We start from the raw sequence: 24,414 nt of genomic DNA on the forward strand, positions 1-24,414 counted from the left end.
CGAGCAGCCGCCCATTTTTCGTGACAGCTGATTGCTTGCCTCGCCGTTCCCGCGGATGCGGGAACGGCGGTCAGGCAGCCTCAGGCCAGCACGGTCGCCCTTTTTTTCATTCCATTCCCTCTTCTCTTGCATGAACACCTACGACCCCAACGCCGCCTCCTACGTCATCCCCGACGAACAACTGCTTGCCGACGAAGCGCAATACAGCTCCTTCGGCGACACCGTGCACTATGTCGATCCGCCGAAGATTTTCCGTCACGGCCAGGGCAGCTACATGTACGACACGGCCGGCGTGCCGTTCCTCGATCTGCAGATGTGGTATTCGGCGGTCAACTTCGGTTACGGCAACAAGCGCCTGAACGACACGCTGAAGCGCCAGATCGATGTGTTGCCGCAAGTCGCCAGCCAGTACCTGCACCAGACGCGCATCGAACTGGCCAAGACCATCGCGGTCGACGCCCAGAAGAAGTTCGGCCTGAAGGGCCGGGTGCACTTCAACGTGGGCGGTGCGCAGGCGGTGGAGGATTCGCTCAAGCTGGTGCGCAACTACAAGAACGGCAAGAGCCTGATGTTCGCCTTTGAAGGTGGCTATCACGGCCGTACGCTGGGCGCTTCGTCGATTACTTCCAGCTACCGCTATCGCCGCCGCTTCGGCCACTTCGGCGAGCGCGCGATGTTCATTCCGTTCCCGTACCCGTTCCGCCGCCCGAAGGGCATGACGCCGGAGGAGTATTCCGATCATTGCGTGCGCCAGTTCGAGCGCCTGTTCGAGACCGAGTACAACGGCGTGTGGGACCCGAAGGTCAACCAGGCCGAATACGCCGCCTTCTATGTGGAGCCGATCCAGGGCACCGGCGGCTACGTCGTACCGCCGCGCAACTTCTTCAAGGATTTGAAGCGCGTGCTGGACAAATACGGCATCCTGATGGTGGTGGACGAAATCCAGATGGGTTTCTGGCGCACCGGCAAGCTGTGGTCGATCGAGCATTTCGGCGTCACCCCCGACATCATCGTGTTCGGCAAGGCGCTCACCAATGGCCTGAATCCGCTGTCCGGCCTGTGGGCGCGCGAGGAGATGATCAACCCGACCATCTTCCCGCCCGGCTCCACGCACTCCACGTTCAATTCCAATCCGCTGGGCACCTCGCTGGGTCTGGAAGTGATCAAGATGGGCTACGAGCTGGATTACGAAAAGACCGTGCCGCAAAAGGGTGCCTACTTCCTCGACGGCTTGAAGGATCTGCAGAAGCGCCACAAGGAAATCGGCGACGTGGACGGGCTGGGGCTGGCGTTGCGTGCGGAGATCTGCACTGACGATGGCTTCACGCCGAACAAAGCACTGTTGGACAAGATGGTCGACATCGGCCTGGCAGGGGACCTCGAACACAACGGCAAGAAGATCGGCCTCGTGCTGGACGTGGGCGGCTGGTACAAGAACGTGATCACGTTCGCGCCGTCGCTGGACATCAGCTATGAGGAAATCGATCTAGCCATGGTGCTGCTTGACCAGCTGCTGACCAAGGCGAAGAAGGCCATGTAAAGCCTTTACGCTCTTTCCCTCTCGGGACAGGGCCGGATTTTTTTGTCGATGTTCCCATGCAGGGGAAGCTGACAAACATGGCGGTGCGCAGCGCCGCCTTTTTTTGTAGGCTTGGACGGCAATCCCTGCATTGTCATCTATGCGGTGTCGCGGTGCTGGGATTGTCATCCCAGCCTACTGATTTTCACGTGCCGTGCGCCGGCGGAAAGACGATCTCCACGCGCAAACCTCGTCCGTTGTTGCCGCTGCGATAACGCACGCGCGCGGCATGCCATTCGGCAATGCGCTGCACGATCGCCAGGCCGAGCCCGCTGCCTTGTTCCTCGCTGCCGGGCACGCGAAAAAAACGCTCACCCAGGCGTTCGATCCATGCGGGCGGCACGCCAGGGCCGTTGTCCTCCACGGCCAGGCAGATGTGCTTGTCTTCGCGATCAAGCGACACCGTCATCACGCTGCCGCGTCCGGCATAGCGCAAGCCGTTGTCGATCAGGTTGTCCAGCATTTCCTGCAGGCGATGGCGGTCGCCGTCAACCAGCAGTGGGCCGGTGGGGCCTTCGTAACCCAGATCGATGTCGGCAACCAATGCTTCATGCACGCGTTGGCTGACCAGCTCGGGCACCAGCATGGCCAGATCCAGCCGTTCGGTATCGCCTGCTTCGTGTCCGGCCGTTTGTGCCCGCGTAAGCGCAAGCAGCTGGCTCGAAGTGCGATTGGCCCGCAGGATCAAACGCTGGATGTGATTCAGGGCGTCCTTGATCGTCGCCGGATCAGCAGTGGCTTGCGCGCGATCCGCGTGCACGCTCAAGCCGGCAAGTGGCGTACGCAGCTGATGCGCGGCATCGGCGATGAAGCGCTCATGCAAGGCCAGCATGCCGCGCAGGCGCGCGAACAGGCCATCGATGGTGCGCGTGAGCGGCAGGATTTCCACCGGCACTTCGGCGTCGCCGATCGGCGCCAGATCATGTTCGCGATTGGCGAGCTGGTTGGTGAGCGGCTCAAGTTGGCGCAAGCTGGTGCTCACACCCAGCCATACCAGCAAAAAGGCCGCGATGATCAGCAATGCCTGTGCCGGAATGCTGAGCAGCAGAATTTGCCTGGCTTCCAGATGCCGGTCGCGCAGTGTCTCGGCGATGGTCACTTCCAACTGGTCGCCAGGCTCGCGCGGATTGCGCATCTGGATGCTGGCTGCGCGCAAAGCGTGCCGTTCGATCCGGACGTCGTAACGCTGCGGCGCGTGGCCATCGGTGAACAAGCCGCTAGGCGGCTTCAGCGCCGGGTTGCCGGCGATCAGGCCGTGGTGTTCGCTGAATACGCTGAAATAGTTGCGCCCTTCCGGTTCGTACTCCAGCAGGAACTGCGCCTGCGGCGTGACGAGGCCATCCGGGCTCTTGTCGGCCATCAGCTGCGCCAGGGTCAGCGTGTCGTTGACCAGGTTCACGTCATGCACGTGGTTGGCGTAGATCAGGGCGCCGACGTAGGTGATCAGGCTGTTCAACAGCAGCAATGCGGTGAGCGGCACCAGCAGGGTGGTCAGCAGGCGCTTGCGCAGGCTCTGGCGGGCATGGCGCCACCGCAGGCGCTGGCTCATGCTTCCTTGACCCCTTCCAGCAGGTAGCCCAATCCGCGGATGGTGCGCACCTGCGTGCCCGAGTCGGTCAGCTTGCGGCGCAGGCGATAAATGGCGATGTCCAGCCCATTGTCGGTGAGTTCCTGGTCCCAACTGCACAGGGCTTCGATCAATTGCGCACGGCTGGTAACGCGATCGGGGCGCGCGGCCAGCGCTTCGAGCAGGCCGAATTCGCGTGCGGTCAGTTCCAGCGGCTTGTCGTCAACCCAGGCGCGATGGCCCGGCAGATCCAGGCGCAGGCGGCCGATGCTGATTTCCGGCGCGCCTTGCGTGGTGTAGCGGCGCAACAAGGCGCGCACGCGCGCCTCGAACTCGGCCAGCGCAAAGGGCTTGACCAGGTAATCATCCGCACCCAGGTCCAGCACGCGCACACGCTCGCGCAAACCTTCGCGCGCGGTGATCACCAGCACCGGTAGGCCACTGCCGCGTCTGCGTACGCGCTGCAGCACTTCGCTGCCGTCCAGGCCGGGCAGACCAAGATCGAGCACCAGCAGGTCGTAGGGGGTATCTTTCAGCGCGGCGTCGGCGCGTACACCGTCGGCCACATGATCGACCGCGTGGCCGCCCTGACGCAGCGCTGCACTGACGCCGGCGGCAATGGAGGGATCGTCTTCGGCAATCAGGATACGCATGGTCGAAGGGCTCCGTCAGGCCATGGATGTTGCGGTAGGGCCATGATTTTCAGCGGGTTCCAGTCGAAAAGGCCGAGTTAAGGATCAGCTTAGCGCTTGTATCCGGATTCGCCCAGATGTACCGCGCGACATGACGTTTGGCCGATGCCCTTGCGGTCGGGCATGGCGCACGCTCGATCAACTTGGGAAGGGGAGGTCATCGATGAGCTTTGCAACGAGCAGGAGCGGGCTGTGGCTTGCGGCGTGCGCGGTGCTGTGGTCCAGCCAGGCCATGGCGCAGACCACGCCGCCCGCCGCACAGCCGGCGGGCACGGCATCGGCCGCCGCGCTGCAGGAAATTCCATTCGCGCCCGCGCACGACACCATCATCACCACGCAGAGCGCGCCCAACGCCTGGGGCGGGGAGCGTACCGGCACGGAACCGACCCTTTCCGATCGCGTGGTGAGCTACACCATCGATGCGGACTTGGATGCCGCCAAACATGCAGTGGCCGGCAAGGAACACATGACCTGGCGCAACCGCAGCGATCGCGCGGTGAGCAGTGTCTATTTCCATCTCTACCTCAACGCTTTCCAGAGTGAGGGCAGCACCTTTTTCACCGAGCGCAAGGTGCTCACCGCGCATGGTCAATCGCGCGGCAATGCAGTACTGGAAAAAGGGCAGTGGGGTGGTATCCGTCTGCAAAGCGTGCAGCAGAATGGTGCGACGTTGAAGTGGAGCTTCGTGCATCCGGATGGCGGACCGGACACGGATCAAACGGTAGTGCGTATCGACCTGGCGCAACCCGTGCCGGCCGGTGGCAGCCTGGCGCTGGACATCGACTTCCTCAGCCAATTGCCGCGCGTGGTGGAACGCACCGGATGGTGGGGCGATTTCAACCTGGTCGCGCAGTGGTTCCCGAAGATCGGTGTGCTGGAGCTGCCCGGGGAGCGGGGCGCCACGCAAGTGCGCTGGAACGTGCATGAGTTCCATTTTATGAGCGAGTTCTATGCGGACTTCGGGCTGTACGATGTACATCTGACGGCGCCCAGTGATTACACCGTGGGCGCGGTCGGCAAACTGCAAGGCGCGCCGGAACAGAAGAACGGCAAGACGATTTACCACTTTGTGCAAGGTGACGTGCACGATTTCGCGTGGGTGGCCGCCAAGGGCTTCAAGACCATGGACGGCAGTTATGAAGGGCCGGGCAGCCCGAAAGTCGCGGTACGCGTGATCTATCCATCGGAATACGAAGCCACCGCCGCGCCAACGCTGAAGTCGACCATCGATTCGCTCGGCTACTTCTCGCGTACGCTGGGTGCCTATCCCTATGAAACGGTCACGGCGGTCATTCCGCCTTATAACGCTGATGAAGCCGGCGGCATGGAGTATCCGACCTTCTTCACCTCGGAAGGCTATGAAAAGGTCGAGCCTGACACGCTGTATCAGACCTCCAGCGATTTCGTGAACATCCACGAGTTCGGCCACGGCTATTTCTACGGCCTTCTCGCGTCCAATGAATTCGAGGAACCGATCCTGGACGAAGGGCTCAACGAATACTGGGACAACCGCATGCTGCGCGAGCGCAAGCAGGACCTGGTGCTTGCCACGCCCTTCACTCGATGGCTGGGCATTACGCCGCACCTCAGCGGCTTTGCTTTCGAACGCCTGAGCGCGACCTTGTTCCATCCGGCTGATCCATTGGCGCAAAACAGCTGGGACCGCCTTTCCGGCACCAGCTACGGCACCGTGTATTCGCGCACCGCCACGGCCATGCATGACCTGGAGGAACGGCTTGGCCGGCCTGCGTTGGAAAAGGCATTCAAGCTCTACTATCAGCGCTGGCATTTCCGTCATCCTTCGGTCGCGGATTTCCGCGCCGCGCTGATCGACAGTTCAGGCAATGCCAAGGAAGTGGATGCCATTTTCAATCAATACGTCTACGGCACCGCCTTCATCGACGACAACGTGGCCGATATCGACAGCTATGAAGTGTTGCCGCAGGCTGGCGTGACCTGGAAGGACGGCAAGCGCACCGAAGTCGATGCCAACGAACTCGACAAGCAGATCGACAAGCAGCGCAGCGATTGGGAAAAAGCGCACAAGGACGCGAAGCCTGGCGCAGCGGGGCCCTTTCCGTGGCATAGCACGGTGACCGTGCGGCGTGATGGCGTATCCGCGCCGGAGTTGCTGCGCGTGAGCTTCGAGGACGGCACCCGCCAGGACATCAGCTGGGACGACGACCGCCGCTGGGCGCGCTTCGATTTCGTGAAGCCCGCCAAAGTGGTGTCGGCGGAGCTCGATCCGGATCGGCACAACCTGCTGGATCGCGATCGGTTCAACAACAGCCAGGCCACCGAGCCGAACGGTGCTGCATCGCGACGCTGGACCGCAGACGTTGCGGCGCTGCTGCAGAGTTTCTACGCCTTGCTGGCAACCATGTGAGGGCCGCAACCATGTCTCGTTCCCCAAGTTTCGCGGCGGTGCTGTCCAGCATGGGTGCCGCAGTGCAATGGCGTTTGCTGTTGCTATGGCTGTTGATCATGCTGATTCCGGCTGCGCTGGTGGCTTTGCCGTTGTGGGTCATGCTTGGCGGCGTGCTCGACACCTCGGTGCACTCCGCCGAATGGGCGCAAGGTTTCAATGACTTCATGTTCAGTGATGTGATCACCAGCTTTTTCGATCACCCGCAGTGGTTGCTCACCGGCATGGCCATTGCGCAGGCGTCGACTTTGCTGCTGTCCCCGTTCCTGACCGGCATGGTGATCGGCAGCGGCAAGGCGGGGCGTGCGCTGGGTTTCGGTGCTTTGCTGCAAAGCGGCCTGCTGGAATACGGCCGCATGTTCCGTTTGCTGTTGTGGTCGCTGGTTCCCTACGGGTTGATTATCGCCGTGCACCTGCTGGGTTCGCACATGGCGGACAAGCAGGCGGAGCAGGCTGTGCTGGAATCGCAGGCAGATCGATACGCCAGCGTAGCGCATTGGGTGCTGCTGATCGTGTTGGTATTGATGCAGTCGATCGTGGAATCGGCGCGTGCGGCGTTTATTGCCGATCCTTCGCTGCGGTCGGCCACGCGCGCACTGGGGCGAGGTATCAAGCAATTGTTCCGCCAGCCGGTGAAGACTTTGCTGTTCTATCTGGTGGTGACACTGCTGGGCCTGGCGCTGGCTGCCGTGTTTGGTCTGCTGCGGATTCGCGTGACCGCGGTTGGCGTGGCCGGCACCGCGTTGGCTTTGTTGCTTGGCCAGCTGATCGTGCTCGTGATCGGCTGGATGCGTACGGCGCGGTTGTTTGCACTGGCGGAAGTCGCACGTGCTTCAAGATAGCCTGTAGGCTGGGATGAAAATCCCAGCTTTCTGTTCTGAGGGCGATGCTGGGATTGTCATCCCAGCCTACGTGGCGAGATGTACCAGCAGCAGCTCGCCACCACCCTCGACGCGCAGGCGCTCACCAGGCTGCGCGTCGATCCAGACATTGGCGCCGGCCACAAACTCGGCATGCTCATCATTCACTTGAATACCGGCGTGGCCGCTTAAGACATGCACGAACCAACGCCACGATGCGCGTGCCGGCAACCACATGGCTCCGGTCAACGGCCGTGCGATCAATTCGCCCTGTGCGTCGTCACGCAGCATCAGGTTGAAGGCGCGCGTGGCACCCTCCGGTAGTGAGATATAAGGCGCTTCAGCACCATCGAACAGGATCGTTTGCAAGCGCAACAGGGAAAGCTCGCGTTCCGGAGCGAAGCGCAATCGCACCGGCGCATCCAATGCAACGAATTGCCGGCGCGTGGCGGGGAAACTGGAAAATTCACACGCCTGGGTGATTTCGGCGATGCTCAAGCGCCAACGCCAGGCGTCGCCGGGCCCGCACGCGATCTCGGTGGTGATCCCGGCGCCATTCGCCCACGCCTGCGTTTTCAACGCTTCGGTGGGAACCTGGCGCAAGCGGTTCATGCAAAAGCGTGGCGGCGGAAGTCGCGATGCGGGGGATAGTAGGCGAAAACGTGGTTGTCGCTGCCGAAGAAATCGATGTCTTCGATGTGTTCGCCGCCGAGGCGTTCGGCTACCCGATCGGAAGCTTCGTTACCGACCCGCACCAGGCTGATTACGCGCTGCAGGTGCAGCTGGTTCCAGGCGTAATCCAGGATCGTCAGGCCCGCCTCGGTGGCGTAGCCGTGATGGCGATGCTCCGGCTTGAGCATCCAGCCCATTTCCACGTCCGGCCAGCCTTCCGGATGCAACAGCCCTGCGCGGCCGATGAACTCGCCGGTGGCTTTCAGTTCCAGCGCCCACATGCCGTAGCCACGCAATTGCCAATGGCCGATCAGCATGGCCAGCGATCGCCACGCGTTGGTGCGGTCCAGCGGCTGGCCGTCGCCGATCCAGCGGGTACTGTCCGGATCGGCGAGCATCACCGCGTAATCGTTGAAATGACGTTCGGCCAGCGCCGTCAGGCGCAGGCGTTCGGTCGCAAGGATGGGAATGTCGATCATAAGCCGATCAGTCGCCTTGGCTCGCGCTATCCAACACTCTGGCCAGGGCGCGGGTGGTGGTCATCAGGCTCTCTTCCCACGCCAGACCTACAATTTTCTCACCGGTGGCGGTGTCGATAAAGTCCTCTTCCTGCCCAGGGGGCAGCAGGTGACGGTAATCCACGGTGACCTCGGTACCGGCCGGGAGGTCGTGCAGGGCGAAAACGAAGCCCAGATGCCACAGGCCCGTTGGATCGAAGCTATGGTTGAGATAGCACTCGTCCGGCCATTCCGGCGACAACGTGTAGCGATCTTCAAACCAGCGGGCGCTGGCATACAGCAGGTCCCGCTTGACCAGCAGCTCGTCCAGCCGGTAGGTGTGCTCGATGGCGTCGGGCGCTGTGATGATGCGTCCCGCGTAGACATCCTCCTCCAGAAACAACCCCTTGCCGGCGCCACGGATGGTGGACGCGTCGATACGGTAGCGGGGCAGGATCATGGTGATGATGAGGATGGGCGACGGTGGATGGGATTTCGGCGCCGCGGAGTGTAGCGCAAGGATGCGGCCCGCGAGCGCGTGCCGCATCGGTGCTTGGGCCGGATCAGTCCTGGGCGTCCGGTTCCCTGGTCGCTGCGGACTTCCCGCCACGCTTGGGCTTGGCTGCCGGACCAGCGTTGGCCTTGCTGCCTTCGCTGCCGAGCAGGATGGCGTCGTGATTGCGTTCCAGCATGGCGGGGCCAACGCCCTTGACCTGCGACAATTCGTCCACGCTCTTGAAGGGGCCGTGTTCATCGCGGTAGGCCACGATGGCTTTCGCCTTGGCCGACCCAATCCCGTCCAGGGATTGGGCAATCGTTTCGGCGTCTGCCGTATTGATATTCACCGGCGTTGCTGCGAATGCCGGCAAGACGAGCGCCAGCGTCAGGCCGGCGATGGTGGCAAGCTTCTTCAACATGATGATCTCCCTGAGTGAGTTAGCGGCAGGTGCGCGCCGCGTATTCACTTTGCGTTGTTGCATGGGTGGCAGCCCAGTCGGTGAAGCGCGTACCGCAATGGCTCAATTACGCCAGCGTGAGTGTCATCCAGATGCCGCCAGACTTGTGAGCGTCGATGTATGTGCCGCCCTGGCCAAAATCTCCCGGATTCCTTTCCTGCGCATGCAGTTTGCTGAAAGCGTATGTTCCCTTGCAGCAAGAGTTGCAATGGCTTGCGCTGGTAACATCGCACTTTCCCTTTTACCCCGGAGTCCCTATGGATAGCGCGCGCATCACTCGTTACATCAGCGATCTATGGGACGCCGAAATCGTTCCGCAATTGGTCCAATACATCCGCATTCCGAACAAATCGCCGATGTTCGACCGGGACTGGGCCGCGCACGGTTACATGGACGCGGCGGTGCAGCTGATGGAGACCTGGGCGCGCAGCAAGCTCTCGCAACTGACGGGAGCCACGCTGGAGGTGGTGCGGCTGGAAGGGCGCACTCCGCTGATCTACATCGAGGTGCCAGGACAAGGCGACGACACCGTGGTGCTGTATGGCCACCTCGACAAGCAGCCGGAAATGACCGGCTGGTCCGAGGGATTGGGGCCGTGGACGCCCGTGCAGAAGGGGGACAAGCTCTACGGCCGCGGCGGCGCCGATGATGGCTATGCGATCTTCGGTTCGCTCGCTGCGTTGCTGGCTTTGCGCGAGCAAGGCGTTCCGCACGCGCGCTGCGTGATCCTGATCGAAGCGTGCGAGGAATCGGGCAGCTACGACCTGCCGTATTACGTCGACCATCTTGCGCCGCGCATAGGCAATCCTTCGCTGGTGGTGTGCCTGGATTCCGGTTGCGGCAATTACGACCAGCTGTGGCTCACTACTTCGCTGCGTGGCATGACTGGCGGCGAACTCACCGTGCAGGTGCTGGAGGAGGGCGTGCATTCGGGCGATGCGTCCGGTGTGGTGCCTTCCAGCTTTCGCATCCTGCGCGAGCTGCTGTCGCGCCTGGAAGATCCTGAAACCGGACGGATCAAGCCGAACGAGCTTTATGCGGACATCCCGCAGCAGCGGATCGAGCAGGCCAAGTCCGCAGCGGGCGTGCTCGGCAAGGCGATCTACCAGAAATTCCCGTTCGTGGAGGGCATGCAGCCGGTGACGGAGGACCTCACCGAACTCGTGCTCAACCGCACCTGGCGTCCGCAATTGGCGGTGACCGGCGTCGACGGACTGCCTCCGCTGGAAAGCGCCGGCAACGTATTGCGCCCGAAGACTTCAGTAAAACTCAGCCTGCGCGTGCCGCCAACGCTGGACGGCGCGAAGGCCGGCGAGTTCGTGAAGCAACTGCTGGAGCAGGACCCGCCGTACGGCGCCAAGGTCAGCTTTAAGCTTGAGAAGGACGGCAGCGGATGGAATGCGCCGCCCTTGTCGCCGTGGCTGGAGCAGGCGGTCGCTGAGGCCTCCCGGCAGTACTTCGGAGCTCCGGCAGCCTACATGGGCGAGGGCGGCTCCATTCCCTTCATGGGCATGCTGGGAGCGAAGTTCCCGCAGGCCCAGTTTCTGATCACTGGCGTACTGGGGCCGCATTCCAACGCGCACGGTCCCAACGAGTTCCTGCACATCCCCACCGGCAAGAAGGTATCGATGGTGGTGGCCGAGGTGATCGCACGGCATTTTCAACCGCACTCGCGATGATCGATATCGCTGCCAATTGGGCGGCCGTGCGCGGTCGGGTCGACGAGGCCTGCCGCCAGGCAAGCCGCGACCCGGCTGAAGTCACGGTGCTGCCGGTCAGCAAGACCTTCGGCCCGGAAGTGATCCGCGCCGCGCTGGTGCTGGGCCTGAATCGCTTCGGCGAGAACAAGGCGCAGGAGATCCGGGACAAGTCCGCTGCTCTGGCCGGAGAGGCGATCGATTGGGTGGTGATCGGCCACCTGCAGACCAACAAAGCCAAGGAAGTGGCCAGGCTTGCCAGCGAGGTGCAGTCGCTGGATCGGCTGGAACTGGCCGAGGCGCTGGAGCGGCGCCTGCAGGCTGAAAACCGCGTCCTGGACGTGCTGGTCCAGGTCAAGACGGCGCGCGAGGAGAGCAAGCATGGCCTGGACGCGGCGGACCTGCCGGGCTTCCTGGACCGTCTGCATGCCTATCCCAGGCTGCGCGTCAAAGGCCTGATGACGCTAGCCACCCTGTCCGAAGATGCCGGGGAGGTGCGCGCCTGCTTTCGCCAGCTGCGCGAACTACGCGACCAGTGCGCCGCCGAGGGGCATGTGTTGCCGCGTCTTTCCATGGGCATGAGCGGGGATTTCCCGCTGGCGATTGCCGAAGGTGCCACTGAGGTGCGGATCGGAACCGCCATTTTTGGTCACCGCTCGCACCCCGCCGCCTAGGTTTTTCGCCGTCCCGAGCGTAAAGCGGGCGAAAAATTTTTCAGCGGTTGCTTACGTATGAACCTGCGTTTCTGTTCAATTATTAGAAAAATCAAAGCATTGGACGTGATATGAGGTGTGATCCGGCTTTCCGAACGATAGAGTTCAGTTAACCTCATCCGAACAAGTCAGCGGCGAGGCTTTGTTACTTTCACTGCTTCGTCACGGCCGCCGCGGGGGCGACGGCCGGATCGGTAACCGCCCAGAGATCACCGAATGCCAAACACGCGACTTGTACTCGCCGCGCTCGCCACGGCTATGTGCTTTTCAGGCAGCACTTTCGCCGCCGACAACGGCAGCAGTATTCAAGCCCAGGTTTCCGGAAAGTTCTCCTCCACGTTGATGAGTCCGCTCGCCGCTTTCACTCCCGCGGCGGCCATGGCCCAGTCCACGCTCCCCACCCAGCTTCCGATTGCCGCGCTGGCGCACGCCAAGGACAGCGCCGTCGACAACACCGCCGGCCAGGCGGATGACGGCAGCGAACAGTTCAGCGACGTCAAGACCAGCCAGGGCCTGCGCGACATGCTGATCGGCCTTGCCATGCAGTTGCGCCATGTGCGCTACGTGCGCGGCGGCCGCGATCCTTCCACCGGTTTCGACTGCAGCGGCTTTGTCCGCTACGTTTTCGAACGCGCCATTGGCCTACAGCTGCCGAGCAATTCCGCTTCGCAATACCTGGTCGGCCACATCATTCATCGCGATGACATGCAGCCGGGAGATCTGGTGTTCTTCCGCACCGCTGGCGGCCGCCATGGCAACGGTCGCATCTCGCACGTGGCGATCTACATCGGCGAAGGCCGTTTCATCCATTCCCCGCGTCGTGGTGAATCGGTGCGTGTGGACAATCTCGCCGACAGCTACTGGGCCAAGCGCTTTGCCGGCGCCCGTCGCCCGGATGCCATGGCCCAGATCAATGCGGGCACGCACAACGGTTGATGTTCCAAGTCACTTTCGATTGTCAAAGGCCACCTTTGGGTGGCCTTTTTTTGTTGGGTGTTTTACCTAGCACGTAGGCTGGGATGACAATCCCCGCATTCGGAATGCCGAATGGAAAGCTGGGATTGTCATCCCAGCCTACTCACACGCGCTCCGCCCTATACGCCTACCTCACGACCCTCATCACCATGCCCACCCGCCTCCCGCCAGTCACGCGCAACTTGCTCATCGCCAACGTCGCAGTGTTTCTTCTGCAGCAGATAATGCACTACACCCTGGTTGTGCATTTCGCCCTATGGCCATGGGGGCCTGATCACTGGACGCAGTTGCCGGACGGCAGCCTGACGGCGATCGGCTTCCGGCCGTGGCAGCTCGTCACCTATGCCTTCATGCACGGCAACCTGCAGCACATCTTGTTCAACATGTTCGCGCTGTACATGTTTGGTCGCGCCATCGAGGAGACCTTCGGTCCGCGCAATTTCACGCTGTACTACTTCGTTTGCCTGCTCACCGCTGCGCTGACGCAATTGCTGGTGGTGTACTACTTCACGCATGGCTTTGAGCCTACGCTCGGCGCATCTGGTGCGATCTTCGGGCTGCTGCTGGCGTTCGGCATGCTGTACCCGCAAGAGCGGTTGATGCTGATATTGCTACCCATTCCGATCCCCGCCTGGCTGTTCGTGATCGGCTATGGCGCCTTGGAGCTGGTGCTGGGCGTGGGCGGCTGGCAGGCGAGCGTTGCGCATTTCGCCCATCTTGGGGGTATGCTGGGCGGCTTCTTGATGATCCAGTATTGGCGCGGCAAGTTTCCGATCAAACCCAAGCGCCGTTTGCTGCGCTGAACAAAACGTATAAGGGCGGGAAAGCATGACCCAACACCTGCAGCGCCGGCTGATGCCGCGCCACATCACCTTCATGGCGCTGGGCATGGCCATCGGCACCGGCCTGTTCCTGGGTTCGGCCAGCACCATCCAGATAGCCGGCCCGTCTGTGCTGTTCGCGTACATGTTCGGCGGCCTGATGATCTTCATCATCATGCGCGCGCTGGGCGAAATGGCGGTGCACGATCCGGTGGCCGGCTCGTTCAGCAGTTACGCGCATCGCTACCTGGGGCCGTTCGCCGGCTACGTCACCGGCTGGAACTACTGGCTGCTGATGGTGGGCGTGGGCATGGCCGAAAGTACCGGGGTCGGCATCTACATGAAGCTATGGTTTCCGCACGTGGATCAGTGGGTCTGGGTGTTGGCCAGCGTGCTGATGATCGGCTCGCTGAACCTGATGGCGGTGAAGGTGTACGGCGAGATGGAATTCTGGTTCACCATGATCAAGGTGGTGACCGTGGTGCTGATGATCCTGGGCGGCGCCGGCATGATCTGGCTGGGCTGGGGCAACGGCGGACGGCCGCTGGGCCTGTCTCATTTGTGGAGCCACGGCGGCTGGTTTCCCAAGGGGTTGATGGGAACAGTGCTGGCGTTGCCGGTGATAGTGTTCTCCTTCGGCGGCATAGAAACCGTGGGCATGGCGGCAGGCGAGGCCTCGCAGCCGGAGCGCACTATCCCGCGAGCCGTCAATTCGGTGCTGTGGCGTATCCTGATTTTCTACGTGGGCGCGCTGTTCGTGATCATGGCGATCTATCCGTGGGATCAGCTCACCACGCAGAGCAGCCCATTCGTGACCACCTTCGACAAGCTTGGCATTGCGCAGGCCGCCGGCTTGATCAATTTCGTGCTGATCACCGCTGCGCTGTCAGGCTTCAACAGCACCACCTTCAGTGGCAGCCGCATGCTCTACAGCCTGGCCAACAAGGGGCAGGCGCCGGCGGCGCTGGCCAAGGTAAGCGCGCACGGCGTGCCGATCCGCGGCGTGCTGGTGACCCTGGCCTGCCTGATGGTGGGCGTGGTGCTCAACTACGAGCTGCCCAAGAACATCTTCGGGATGATGATGTCGATCCTTTCGTTCAACACCGTGTGGACGTGGTCGATGGTGCTGATCGCACACTTCAGCTTCCGCCGTCGCTTTGGCAAGACGGCATTCCCGCTGCGCGGCTGGCCGTTGGCCAGTGTGGTCTGCCTGGCATTCATGCTGTTCGTGGTGGTGATGCTGGGCTATGACCCGGGCACGCGCGTGGCCTTGTATGTGGGCCTGGGGTGGGTGGCGTTGTTGACCATCGCGTACTTCGCTTTCGGTATCGGCAAGCGTATGACGCTTGCGGCGGTGGATGTGAACGCGGCTTGATTTTGCGGGCTCCCGTTTCTGGCCTGGAACCAAGGGCTGGGATTACATCCCAGCCTACCGATTGAGCGTAGGCTGGGATGACAATCCCAGCTTCCCCAAGCCGATGAGAACCTACACCCGTGCCCGTATTCCGGGTGCCACGTACTTCTTCACCGTCACTCTGGCTGAGCGACATGGCAACGATCTGCTCACCCGGCATATCGATGCCTTGCGCGAGGCTTTTCGCGTGACTAGGCAAGAACATCCATTTGTCGTCGAAGCTGTGGTGGTGTTACCTGAGCACTTGCATTGCCTTTGGAAGCTGCCAGCCAACGATCATGATTTTCCGTTGCGCTGGCGCTTGATCAAGGCTCGATTCTCACGAATGATTCCCGCCAATGAGACGCCATCTCCAAGTCGGCTGCGCAAGGGTGAGCGGGGCATTTGGCAGCGCCGCTATTGGGAACATCTGATTTGCGACGACCGCGATATGAGGCAGCATTTCGACTACATCCACTTCAATCCCATCAAGCACGGTTATGTAGCTCGTGTTGCGGACTGGCCATATTCGTCCTTTCATCGCCATGTTGCGGGCGGCAGGTATCCCGTGGATTGGGCGGTGGCGCCGGGAGCGGTCGATCTAGTCTCCGCGGGTGAATAGGTGACCCGTAGGCTGGGTTGCTAAACCCAGCATTGCCGTATGTGTAAGCCGCGCGATGCTGGGATTTTCATCCCAGCCTACGATTACGATTCCAGCCTACAATTCAGCGTAACGCCAGAAAATCCGGGCTCACCACAAACCGCACCGCATCCAGACGCAAACGCGCCTGCGGCAGCGCTGCCAGCAGCGCCGAACGCTCATCTTCCAGCCGCTCGATTTCCGCTTCGCTGATCGACGGATTCACCGCGCGCAGCGCCCGCAGGCGTGCCAGCTCCGCATCCAGTGTTTCCCTTGCCTCCGTTACCGCGTTGGCCATGCTGCTTTGCGCACGCAAGCTTGCTGCGGCCTCGGCCTTTTCGAGCATCGGCGGCACCAGCTTGGTGAGGAATTTGCGATAGCGCGGCACCTCGATAGTGCGATCGGCGGCTTTGCGCACGGCGCCATCGCTGGGCTGGAAACTGGGCCGCTCGGTGAGCTTGGTGTCGATCGCCGTCACGATCGGTTGCGTGGGCAGGAAGCGCTCCGCATCCAGACCGCGTTCGGCGATGCATTCCAGTACATAGACGGCTTGCAACAGGGCGCTGCGCGGCGGTAGCGCATCATCCACCATGAAAGTGGCATTGCCGCGTTCGTTGGACAGCACTAGGTCGATGGCGCTGGCGACCATCGGATGATCCAAGCGCAGCAGCGGCAGCTCCTCGCGCGCGAGTGCGACATCGCGCGCGAAAGTGACCGACACCGGGCCTTCGGCGAAGCCGGGCAGGGCGTCGGTGGATAGATATTGAGGGTCGAGCAGCAGGACATGGCTGCTGAGCTCTTCCGCGTGGATGCCGAAGGACTCCAGCAAGCGTTGCAGGAATACATCCCGCGCCGGATCGTCGTCTTCACGTCGAAACGCCTGTGCCAACTCGTCGGCGTGAAGATCGCGGCTGGCGGCAAGCTCAAGCAGGTGGTCGCGGCCCGCGCGGATCAGCTCCGCCATCTGTTCGTGTGCAGCTTGCGTTTCGGCGAGCAGCACGTCCAGTTCCTGATCGCGCTGATCGTCGCCACGCGCATGTTCTTCGGCAAGTTCCGCCAGCGTTTCGCCGAAACGGCGCAGCAGTTCGCGTCCGTCGGCGGGGCTGGTGCGGAAAGCATCGATGCCTTCGTCGTACCAGCGCGCCAACACGTGCTGTGCGCTGTCTTCAGCAGCGATGATGTGGATGCTGATGTCGTGCTTCTGGCCGATGCGGTCCAGCCGGCCGATACGTTGCTCGAGCAGGTCCGGATCCAGCGGCAGGTCCCATAGCACCAGACGATGCGCAAACTGGAAGTTGCGGCCTTCCGAGCCGATCTCCGAACAGATCAGCAGGCGCGCGCCAGCCGGCTGCGCGAAGTAGGCGGCATTGCGGTCGCGCTGCACGATCCCCAGACCTTCGTGGAAGCGCGCAATGCCGGCGCCGGTGCGCGTACGCAAGGCTTCTTCCAGTGCCAGCACCTTGGCCTGGCTGCGGCAGATCAGCAGGAACTTGTCTTGCGGGTAACGATCGAGCAGAGCGACCAGGGTGTCGATGCGTGGATCGCTGGAATAATCCAGCTCAAGCACCGGCACCGGCTGCTGGACATCCGCGTGGAATTCCGCCAGCAGCGCCTGGCGCGCGATTTCGTCCAGGCGTTCGGCTTCCACCAGTTCCCACACCGGCAAGCGTTTCGGGAAGCCGCCGATGTTGGCGCGGCGGTTGCGAAACATCGAGCGGCCGGTGCCATGCCGATCGATCAGTGCCGCCAGCAGGTCGCGGCTGTGTTCGGGCTTGGTGGTATCGGCAAGGCCGGCCTGCAACATGGCGTCGCCCTCGAAAGCCTTGCGCAGCTGCTCAAGCTCGGAAGCAGCGAGCGGCGTGCGTTCCAGTAGTTTGTCGGCGATATGTGAAAGCGCCTGGAACTGCTCGGACTCGGCCAGATAGGCGTCAAGATCGTGGTAGCGCTGTGGGTCGAGCAGGCGCAAACGAGCGAAGTGGCCACTTCGGCCGAGTTGTTCCGGGGTAGCCGTGAGCAGGATCACGCCAGGCGTCGCCGCAGCCAGCTGCTCCACCAAGGTGTAGCGCGGGCTGGCGTTTTCCGCTGTCCAGGCCAGGTGATGGGCCTCGTCCACTACCAGCAGGTCCCAGCTCGTATCCAGCAGTTGCTGCGCGCGCTTGGGGTTGTGTTCCAGAAAGCCGAAGTCGGCGATCACCAGTTGCTCGTCGTCGAACGGATTGGCGTCGCTGCCCGATTGTTCCAGAGCCTCGCAGCGCTCCTCGTCATAGATCGCGAAGTTCAGATTGAAGCGGCGCAGCAGCTCCACGAACCACTGATACACCAGCGTATCCGGCAGCAGCACCAGCACCCGCGAGGCGCGCCCGGCCGCGATCTGGCGTGCGATGACCATGCCGGCCTCGATCGTCTTGCCCAGGCCCACTTCATCGGCGAGCAGCACGCGTGGCGGGCGGCGTGCTGCGGCAATGCCGGCCACGCGCAACTGGTGCGGCACCAGGCCGATCCGCGCCGAAGCCAGGCCCCAGCTTGCCGAGCGTCGCGCTTCGGCGCGGCGCTTCAGGCTCTCCAGCCGCAATTCGAAATGCTGCACCGGGTCGGTACGCCCGCCGATCAGCCGATCGTCCGCCTGGCTGACGCTCTGCTCGTCGTCCAGCTGGCCCTCGTGCAGCTCACGGCCCTCGCCGCGGTACACCAGCAAGCCTTCACGCTCCTCGATCCGTTCGACCAGAAAGGCGATGCCTTTGCCAGATACCCGCTGTCCGGCCCGGAACTCCGCCCGCACCAACGGCGCGGAATCCGTCGCATAAGGGCGCAACACCCCTGATTTGGCAAACAGCACCTGCACCCCGCGCCCTTCGACGCGCAGCACGGTGCCCAGGCCGAGTTCGGGTTCGGCGGTGGAGATCCAGCGTTGACCGGGTATGTACATCTTGCCTGCAATGCATGGTTTCGAGGGGAATCGATTATCCGCGCAATGAAGGACGCTGGCTACGCCCGAAGGCGTAGCCGCAAGGAAGGCTATATCAAGTCGAGCCTTAGGGGCCTGGGCTGGTTTCTACCAACAACCGGTAGCGCTGTTGGCTGTCCCAGTGGCTTGCTGGCTGCCCAGATAGTCAATCGAATAGGTACCGCAACTGTCATCCGATTGCGCGCCTGTCGGAGTGGCTGTTGCCGTGTAGGCCGAAGCGGTGGTGCCTCCGGAGGCGGGTTGAGTGATCGTTACGTTGTAATACGCCTCGTTGGTATTGTTGGGTACTTGAATGGTGTTGCTGGTGATGCCGGTATAACCGAGTGTTGTCAGCTTCGTCGCATAGGCGTTGTTGGTGGAGTAAAACGTTTCCTCGCGTCGGGCGAGATCCAGCAGCGCTGACTTCGCAGAGGTGCGATTGGACTTCTGCACTTGTTTCCTGAATTGCGGCAAGGCGATCGCCGCCAGAATAGCGGCGATCGCGACGACGATCATGAGTTCGATCAAGGTGAAGCCGCGCTGCCGTCGCGGTGGACGGCTTGGGCTTGAAGCAAATTCCCTGGGCCACTTTTGCATGGTTCTTCTCCTTAGCGCAGCTGCAGCCAGGTCAAGCGCTTGCCGGTCGAGCCGGTGGGCGGATTGAGCTGGTTCACTATGCCGGCACCGGTCACAGTCTGGTTGACCATGAACGGTTCGTTGTTCGCGGTCACCACCGAAGGGCTGCCGGTTGCATTCAGGGCGATACCGCTGACTGGGGCCCCATTGACCGTTATGAATTGCCCGCTGGCGCTGGCAAAGAACGACTGTGAGAAGGCACCGCCGGTAGCCGGGCTCAATCCCATGGTCCAGCCCAGGGCGCTGTTGACCGTACAGGTCAGCGGCGAATTGTTCGCGGGTATGGTCGTGTTGACGATGAATGCCCCTTCGGATTCGATCGGACTGAACACCACTTGTTCGGTCTGTTTGTTTTCACCCACGCTGGTCCCGCTCGAGTGGCCGGGGAGATTCATATACCACCCGAATTGGGAGCCAGCCGTCGTCGTCGGCGTACCGCTTGAGCTGAGCGTGGTGCAGGTCGTGCCGACGAAGCAAATCGATGCGTTGCTGACCGTGCGATAGCCTTGCCCGGAGCCCGAGCCGGTGGCTGAAGTCTCGCTGGTCACCGTTTGTTGCTGCAACTGGCTCAAGCTGATGGGGGCCGTGGTGGTGGGTGCGGACGATGAGCCGATCAGCCCTGTATAGCTGGAGCCGGGCGTTCCCGCTTGGCCCATGTACCAGTCCCATATGCCATACAGCGCTTGTTGTCCGCTCGCATAGGCGATGGGGGTGGTAGGCGTGGCCGGCGTGACCTGGCCGGTGCCGAATTCGATCAGGACGTAAGGAGTGTTGGTGCCTGATTCGGCAACGGCAACCGCAACGAGCTGGGTGGTAATCGGCTGGTTGCCGGTTGTCCCGTCCGTGTAGGTGGTGACTGGCGTCGTGAACAGCGGCGTTCCGGAAGCATTGCCATAGGTGGACACCCCCCACTGGGTGGGGTCGCTGCTGGTCAGGTCGAAGCGCCAGACGTTGCCGTACACATCGCCTGCGTACACGAAGTCGGTAATGTGATCGCCATCGAGATCCACCGGCGTGACGTAAGCAATCCCATTGGGGGTGGTGGCAGTGCCCTTGCCGGTGCTCAGGTAATAGACCGTAGAAGGACTGCCGGAGCCGTTGATGGTCATGACGTAGATGCCGGCGTCCCCGCTGTAGCTGTTCAGTCCGTTACCAAAAATCACTGCCCACTGGCCATTGTGCAGGCGGCGGATTTGCGGTGTCCCCAAGGTCTGGCCGAGGCTGCTGCCGCATCCGCTGCTTGTCGTATCGCCATAGCAAGTCAGCGTCGTGGCTACGGTCGTAGCGCTACCTGAAGTGGTGACCGCAGTGCTCCACTCTCCTTTGACGTTGCCGACGCCAGGGGCGGCACTGGTCGACGTGTTGCCGAGGTCGGTGATATCCAGTGCGAAGATCGCATTGCCGCCGTTGCCCAGGCCGCTTACCAGCCAGGTATGCCACTTGCCGCCGTAGAAAAGGTCGCCCGTGCCAGGGGTCGAATCCGCATAATAATTATGCGCATAGTGGGACGAGGAGTAATCCAGCGTCGGGTCGCTGGTATTGTGAATCGCGGCCAATACGGCTTCCGGCATATAGGCGAACAATTCCTGGCCGTCGTTATAGGTTCCAGTGAAATTGCCGCCCGAGTCGGTGGTGCCTGCGTAGGTACCATCGGCATTGTAGTAGCCGCTGCGGAAGGCGTGCATGAACCCGTCATTCGCGCCATCGAAGACGACGTTCATGCGAGTAGCTTCGGCGGAGGCGAAGGTCGAATAGGCCTGTACGCCGGTGACGTTTTCATTGAGGGACAGGGTGGGGTAGAGCAAGTCTTTCCACGTGTCAGGATAAGGCGAGGCGGGCGGCCCAACCCAGGTCGGGCTGGAATTGATGATGTCGCCCAGTATGCTGCTGCGATTCCTGAATTCGCCCGTGCCTGAGGTATTGATTTCATTGGTCCGATCGCCGGACAGATAAGCGAGGCGATTCTGCGCTACCTGCAGAGTATCGGTGCCCTGGAGCCATGCCTGTTCCTGTGCGCTCAGACGTCCCCAGGTCAACGGTATGCCTGCCGGCGTAGAGTTGGGCGTATTCGTCGGGCCACCGCTCCAGGTCATCAGGGTGCGACCCGTGGTGGAGGAGTATTGCGCAGTCATGCCGGTTGCGTTGGTGGCAGTGCAGTTGCCGCCGGTTAGCACACAAGAGGCATCCCAGTTGGCCTGCGAGGAAATTGCGACGGTATTCGTGGCGGTGTTGTAGACCAGGTTCTGCGAGGTCAGCTCGCCCCACCAGTTATTCGGATGGTAGTAGGCCAGGTAGACCTGCGTGCCCGTTTGAACCTGACCCGTCTGCTGCACGTTGATGCCGGCCGAGCTGGCCGAAAGGTCCGCCGGGGTGGCCTGGAAACAGGTGATTTCGTGGACGTTGTCGCTGCCGCCAGTGGAGCCGCCGAAGCCGAACAGGAAGTTGTTGGGCATGCTGCCGTTGGAGGAGGAAATGCTTTGGCTGGTAAGCACGGGCGTGTAATTGCCCCCGTTGTAGCTGTACCAAAGACTCAACAGCCCGTCCTGGGTAATTTGCAGCTTATAGGAAATCGGCGTGGCATTCGCCCTGGTTGTGGCGCTTTCGCTGGCGATGGGCGTGGACGTGGGCAGATTTACAAAGGCGTTGGGAATGGCAGCGTAGTCAGGAAGTGTCTGCGTAAGGCTGTTGCTCTGCGGAGTGGATGACCAGGAAATCGGGTAATAGTTGCCGCTGGTGTCCACGCCAAACGGTGTCCCGCTGCCGGTGTATCCATTGCTATTGGCTGCGGAGCCCGTAGTGACCGTCTGTCCTTGTTGCGTGTATGTATACGTGGTCGTGGCGGTGGTGGTTTTTTGCGAGCACGAATACGTCCCGCTTTTATAGCTTACCGACTTCGTGATTGTCGAAGACTGCGTTGCGACGGTCGAGCTCTGTTGAAAGAGTGGTTGTGACGCAGCGGCACCATAGGCCACCGGCGTACCGCCAGAAGGGCCCGGTCCACCCGTGGTGGTCGAGGAGTTGAGCGTACTGCATGCCTGAATATTTTTACTGGTTGGGTTTCTGTCGATAGGCGAACCTGAGACCTTGGTGACGGTCCGGTTGGTGTAGTTTCCGCCTGCCGGATAGGAATACGTAAACGTGTAGTAAGAATTCGTGTAGCTATAGGTGCCGCCGTTCATGCAGGTGTTTTGCACGTCCTGGGCAGTGGCATTGGAGTTGTACTGTTGGAGGGTGGCGAGGTTGATGTTGCCGTAGCCTCGAAGACCTATACGCTCCGGTTGGTACTCCTGGCCATTGCCGCCGTTGTTGTTGGTGGCTTGCTGGCCCGTGCTCGTATTGTCACCGGTGTATCCGGATGTATAGGCGCCGTTGAGATAGTTGCCGAATTCATCCATGCCAAGGCCGATATAGCCATTGAGCATGCCGTCATAATTGGGGTTGGTGTTCGAGCAGCTATAACCAAGGCTGCCACCCCAGGAGCCGATAGCGGGTTGGTAGACGGTCTTGCCGTTGACGCTCTGGGTAGGTGTCTTGTCGGCGTTGATCAGATAGAAGCCAATGCCGTCCGCGCCGTCTTGAGCGCCACCGCCCTGGTTTCCGCTATACGTGTAAGTCGTAAAGGTGACTTGAATACCCTGGTTGGAGGGGAAGGGCGTCTGCGAAACGATGGCGCCGTTCTGGCTGAAGTAGCACGTGCCACCGGAGCCGCCTGCACAACCATTGGTCAAGCGCAAAGCGCCCGAGCCCGCCGTGTCCGCGTTGCCGGTCAAGCCAGCCTGGGTCTGGCTTCCGTAGTAACTCAAGCCGTTACAGGCCGGAACGGTCCCGGTGCCGTCGCCTGCAGTAAGGCAGGCGCCATTGAAGGGTGTCCAATTCAGGTTGGCGGAGGTCCCGGTGAAACTGTCCTGCACGACATTGGAGGTCTGTGCGTCAACCTCAGTGGCCATGCCCATGACGAAGCATGCGAGCATGGCTCCCACAGTGATCAAGCGGAGCGATTTCATTACAGTCCCCCCAGGTTTTTCACGCCGGATGACAATTCGTAAGTGCTTTGAACCGCGGCAACGGCATTGGCCGTTGCGCCATAGCCAAGCGCGGTGACCTGATAGATTTGGCCCACCCCTCCGGGGGCGGGGCCGAGGTAGCGAAGTTGGTATACGGGGTTGCTATAGAAGGTGCTGGCACCCCCGGTTGACGATATTTGCACGCCCTGAATGCCGCTATAAGTCATGCCGTTGCTGATCGTCATGGCGGCGTTCGCGGTACTGGGAGTGGTGATGTCCGCGGCGTTGTTGCAAATCGCGTACTTGGTAAGCGCTGTTCCGCTGGGACAAGCGACGGCGGCGGGAAGTCCGGAGCTGGTGCTGCTGTTATTGAGCAAGGAGTATTCCGCGTACTGCAGAGTACTTTGGGCCAGCTGAAAGGCGCGCCCTTTTTCCTTGGTATTGGAGGCCACATTCTCCTGGATGGCGACGTTGTGATACATGCTGATGGCCAGCAGGCTGAGGATGACCAGCATCAACAGGCTTGCGATCAGCACGAAGCCTCGTTCGCTTCGATAAGACGTAGTAGTGCGCGTGCAGGACATGGCTGTTCTCGGTGAAAGGGCATTCATCACGTTGACTTGGTCTGCGTAACCGCGACAAGGCGGGAAATGACGGGCAGGGCATTCTGGCCGGGCTGTCCGGCCAAGGGATTGGCAAACTGCAGCTGCAAATTGATCGAGCGGACGCTGGGCCACTGCGCGCTGACTTTGTCTGCCGTCATGTACTGCGTAGTGGAACCGCTGTTTGTGGTGGAGACGCCGTAAAGGACGGTGAAACTGGCAATGCCTGAAATGAGCTGTGCTGTTTTCGTGGTGCTGGAATAGCTGACGGTGCAGGTCAGGTTGCCGTTGGTGTCAATCTGGAACGTGTTGGTGACCAGCGTGGCGTTGGGTTCGGTCTGCCCCTGGCAATCGAGCGTATTGCTGTCAGTCATGTAACGAATGGTGAGCGTGTCATTGCCCGTCGACGAATGCGTTCCATAGATGAACTGGCCCGCCGCCGTAAACGGCGAGGTAACCGTGAAGACGTTGCCTTGCGTGTAAGGTGTGCTGGGTGGGGTGCTGGAGTAATTGGCTGCAATGGGGAAATAGCCGCCGGTTTGCACCGTATTGGCCATGAGGGTGAGCGCCATGCGCTCGCTATCCTGCAATTGCGTCAGCTGGCCTTGCGTCTGGAAGGTCTGGCGCGTCTGAAACCATACCGTGAATAGCCCGGCGAGCAGGAAGACGCCGATGGTGAGCGCGATCATTAGAGAGATCAGGCTCAAGCCGCGTTGCTTGAAAGATGAGCGGGTCATGGGA

The 24,414-nt window shown here is 61.6% G+C and carries 20 protein-coding genes; 9 read left to right on the top strand and 11 right to left on the bottom strand.

The genetic code is table 11. From position 1 onward, the window contains the following. The first annotated feature begins 130 nt into the window (after positions 1-130). The gene (locus EKH80_RS14415) at positions 131-1,540 is read left to right on the top strand and encodes an aspartate aminotransferase family protein (protein WP_126685472.1); all 1,410 of its coding nucleotides are present in this window, start codon (positions 131-133) and stop codon (positions 1,538-1,540) included. 184 nt (positions 1,541-1,724) lie between these two features. Here the strand turns inward: EKH80_RS14415 and EKH80_RS14420 are convergent, their stop codons facing one another. Beyond that, on the bottom strand, positions 1,725-3,128 hold the full coding sequence (locus EKH80_RS14420; protein WP_126685473.1) for a sensor histidine kinase: 1,404 nt from the start codon (positions 3,126-3,128) through the stop codon (positions 1,725-1,727). Then, entirely contained in the window at positions 3,125-3,799 is a 675-nt protein-coding gene (locus EKH80_RS14425; RefSeq protein ID WP_126685474.1) for a response regulator, read from the bottom strand. Before EKH80_RS14425 ends, EKH80_RS14420 begins: the two co-directional genes overlap by 4 nt. Before the next feature lie 202 nt (positions 3,800-4,001). Here EKH80_RS14425 and EKH80_RS14430 point away from each other — a divergent pair, with 202 nt between their 5' ends. Beyond that, the gene (locus EKH80_RS14430) at positions 4,002-6,224 is read left to right on the top strand and encodes a M1 family metallopeptidase (protein ID WP_230473695.1); all 2,223 of its coding nucleotides are present in this window, start codon (positions 4,002-4,004) and stop codon (positions 6,222-6,224) included. Positions 6,225-6,235: 11 nt separating this feature from the next. Further along, a complete protein-coding gene (locus tag EKH80_RS14435; RefSeq protein WP_126685475.1) occupies positions 6,236-7,105 on the top strand; it encodes a hypothetical protein in 870 nt (289 codons plus the stop codon). Between the two features lie 66 nt (positions 7,106-7,171). Here the strand turns inward: EKH80_RS14435 and EKH80_RS14440 are convergent, their stop codons facing one another. The 4 genes from EKH80_RS14440 to EKH80_RS14455 all read right to left on the bottom strand — a co-directional run bounded on the left by EKH80_RS14440 (position 7,172) and on the right by EKH80_RS14455 (position 9,209). After that, positions 7,172-7,735, bottom strand: coding sequence for a HutD/Ves family protein (locus EKH80_RS14440; RefSeq protein ID WP_126685476.1), 564 nt, complete (start codon positions 7,733-7,735; stop codon positions 7,172-7,174). Then, on the bottom strand, positions 7,732-8,274 hold the full coding sequence (locus EKH80_RS14445) for a GNAT family N-acetyltransferase (RefSeq protein ID WP_126685477.1): 543 nt from the start codon (positions 8,272-8,274) through the stop codon (positions 7,732-7,734). Before EKH80_RS14445 ends, EKH80_RS14440 begins: the two co-directional genes overlap by 4 nt. Positions 8,275-8,281: 7 nt before the next feature. Beyond that, positions 8,282-8,752 carry an SET domain-containing protein gene (locus tag EKH80_RS14450; RefSeq protein WP_126685533.1) on the bottom strand — a complete coding sequence of 157 codons (471 nt, stop codon included), beginning with the start codon at positions 8,750-8,752 and terminating at the stop codon, positions 8,282-8,284. Positions 8,753-8,855: 103 nt separating this feature from the next. Beyond that, positions 8,856-9,209, bottom strand: coding sequence for a ComEA family DNA-binding protein (locus tag EKH80_RS14455; protein WP_126685478.1), 354 nt, complete (start codon positions 9,207-9,209; stop codon positions 8,856-8,858). A 296-nt stretch (positions 9,210-9,505) separates the two neighbouring features. Here EKH80_RS14455 and EKH80_RS14460 point away from each other — a divergent pair, with 296 nt between their 5' ends. From EKH80_RS14460 to EKH80_RS14485, 6 genes are all read left to right on the top strand, one after another. Then, positions 9,506-10,927, top strand: a complete 1,422-nt coding sequence (locus EKH80_RS14460) for a M20 family metallopeptidase (RefSeq protein ID WP_126685479.1) — start codon at positions 9,506-9,508, stop codon at positions 10,925-10,927. Continuing rightward, entirely contained in the window at positions 10,924-11,619 is a 696-nt protein-coding gene (locus EKH80_RS14465; protein ID WP_126685480.1) for a YggS family pyridoxal phosphate-dependent enzyme, read from the top strand. The genes EKH80_RS14460 and EKH80_RS14465 overlap by 4 nt, the downstream gene beginning before the upstream one ends. A 255-nt stretch (positions 11,620-11,874) precedes the next feature. After that, entirely contained in the window at positions 11,875-12,594 is a 720-nt protein-coding gene (locus EKH80_RS14470; RefSeq protein WP_126685481.1) for a C40 family peptidase, read from the top strand. A 188-nt stretch (positions 12,595-12,782) separates the two neighbouring features. Next, positions 12,783-13,436, top strand: coding sequence for a rhomboid family intramembrane serine protease (locus EKH80_RS14475; RefSeq protein ID WP_126685482.1), 654 nt, complete (start codon positions 12,783-12,785; stop codon positions 13,434-13,436). A gap of 25 nt (positions 13,437-13,461) precedes the next feature. Continuing rightward, the gene (locus tag EKH80_RS14480; RefSeq protein WP_126685483.1) at positions 13,462-14,829 is read left to right on the top strand and encodes an amino acid permease; all 1,368 of its coding nucleotides are present in this window, start codon (positions 13,462-13,464) and stop codon (positions 14,827-14,829) included. Between the two features lie 103 nt (positions 14,830-14,932). Beyond that, positions 14,933-15,469, top strand: coding sequence for an REP-associated tyrosine transposase (locus tag EKH80_RS14485; RefSeq protein ID WP_126685484.1), 537 nt, complete (start codon positions 14,933-14,935; stop codon positions 15,467-15,469). Between the two features lie 103 nt (positions 15,470-15,572). Here EKH80_RS14485 and rapA read toward each other — a convergent pair whose 3' ends face one another. From rapA to EKH80_RS14510, 5 genes are all read right to left on the bottom strand, one after another. Next, the gene (gene rapA, locus EKH80_RS14490) at positions 15,573-18,413 is read right to left on the bottom strand and encodes an RNA polymerase-associated protein RapA (RefSeq protein ID WP_126685485.1); all 2,841 of its coding nucleotides are present in this window, start codon (positions 18,411-18,413) and stop codon (positions 15,573-15,575) included. Between the two features lie 126 nt (positions 18,414-18,539). Continuing rightward, positions 18,540-19,028 carry a type IV pilin protein gene (locus tag EKH80_RS14495; protein ID WP_126685486.1) on the bottom strand — a complete coding sequence of 163 codons (489 nt, stop codon included), beginning with the start codon at positions 19,026-19,028 and terminating at the stop codon, positions 18,540-18,542. An 11-nt stretch (positions 19,029-19,039) separates the two neighbouring features. Then, complete coding sequence (locus EKH80_RS14500; protein WP_126685487.1) at positions 19,040-23,071, bottom strand: PilC/PilY family type IV pilus protein; 4,032 nt, start codon at positions 23,069-23,071, stop codon at positions 19,040-19,042. Then, on the bottom strand, positions 23,071-23,655 hold the full coding sequence (locus EKH80_RS14505; protein ID WP_126685488.1) for a pilus assembly PilX family protein: 585 nt from the start codon (positions 23,653-23,655) through the stop codon (positions 23,071-23,073). Before EKH80_RS14505 ends, EKH80_RS14500 begins: the two co-directional genes overlap by 1 nt. Positions 23,656-23,681: 26 nt before the next feature. After that, positions 23,682-24,410, bottom strand: a complete 729-nt coding sequence (locus tag EKH80_RS14510) for a PilW family protein (protein ID WP_158628846.1) — start codon at positions 24,408-24,410, stop codon at positions 23,682-23,684. Between the last annotated feature and the right edge of the window lie 4 nt (positions 24,411-24,414).

This window comes from Dyella choica (assembly GCF_003977665.1).
In the GTDB taxonomy this organism is placed as follows: domain Bacteria; phylum Pseudomonadota; class Gammaproteobacteria; order Xanthomonadales; family Rhodanobacteraceae; genus Dyella_B; species Dyella_B choica.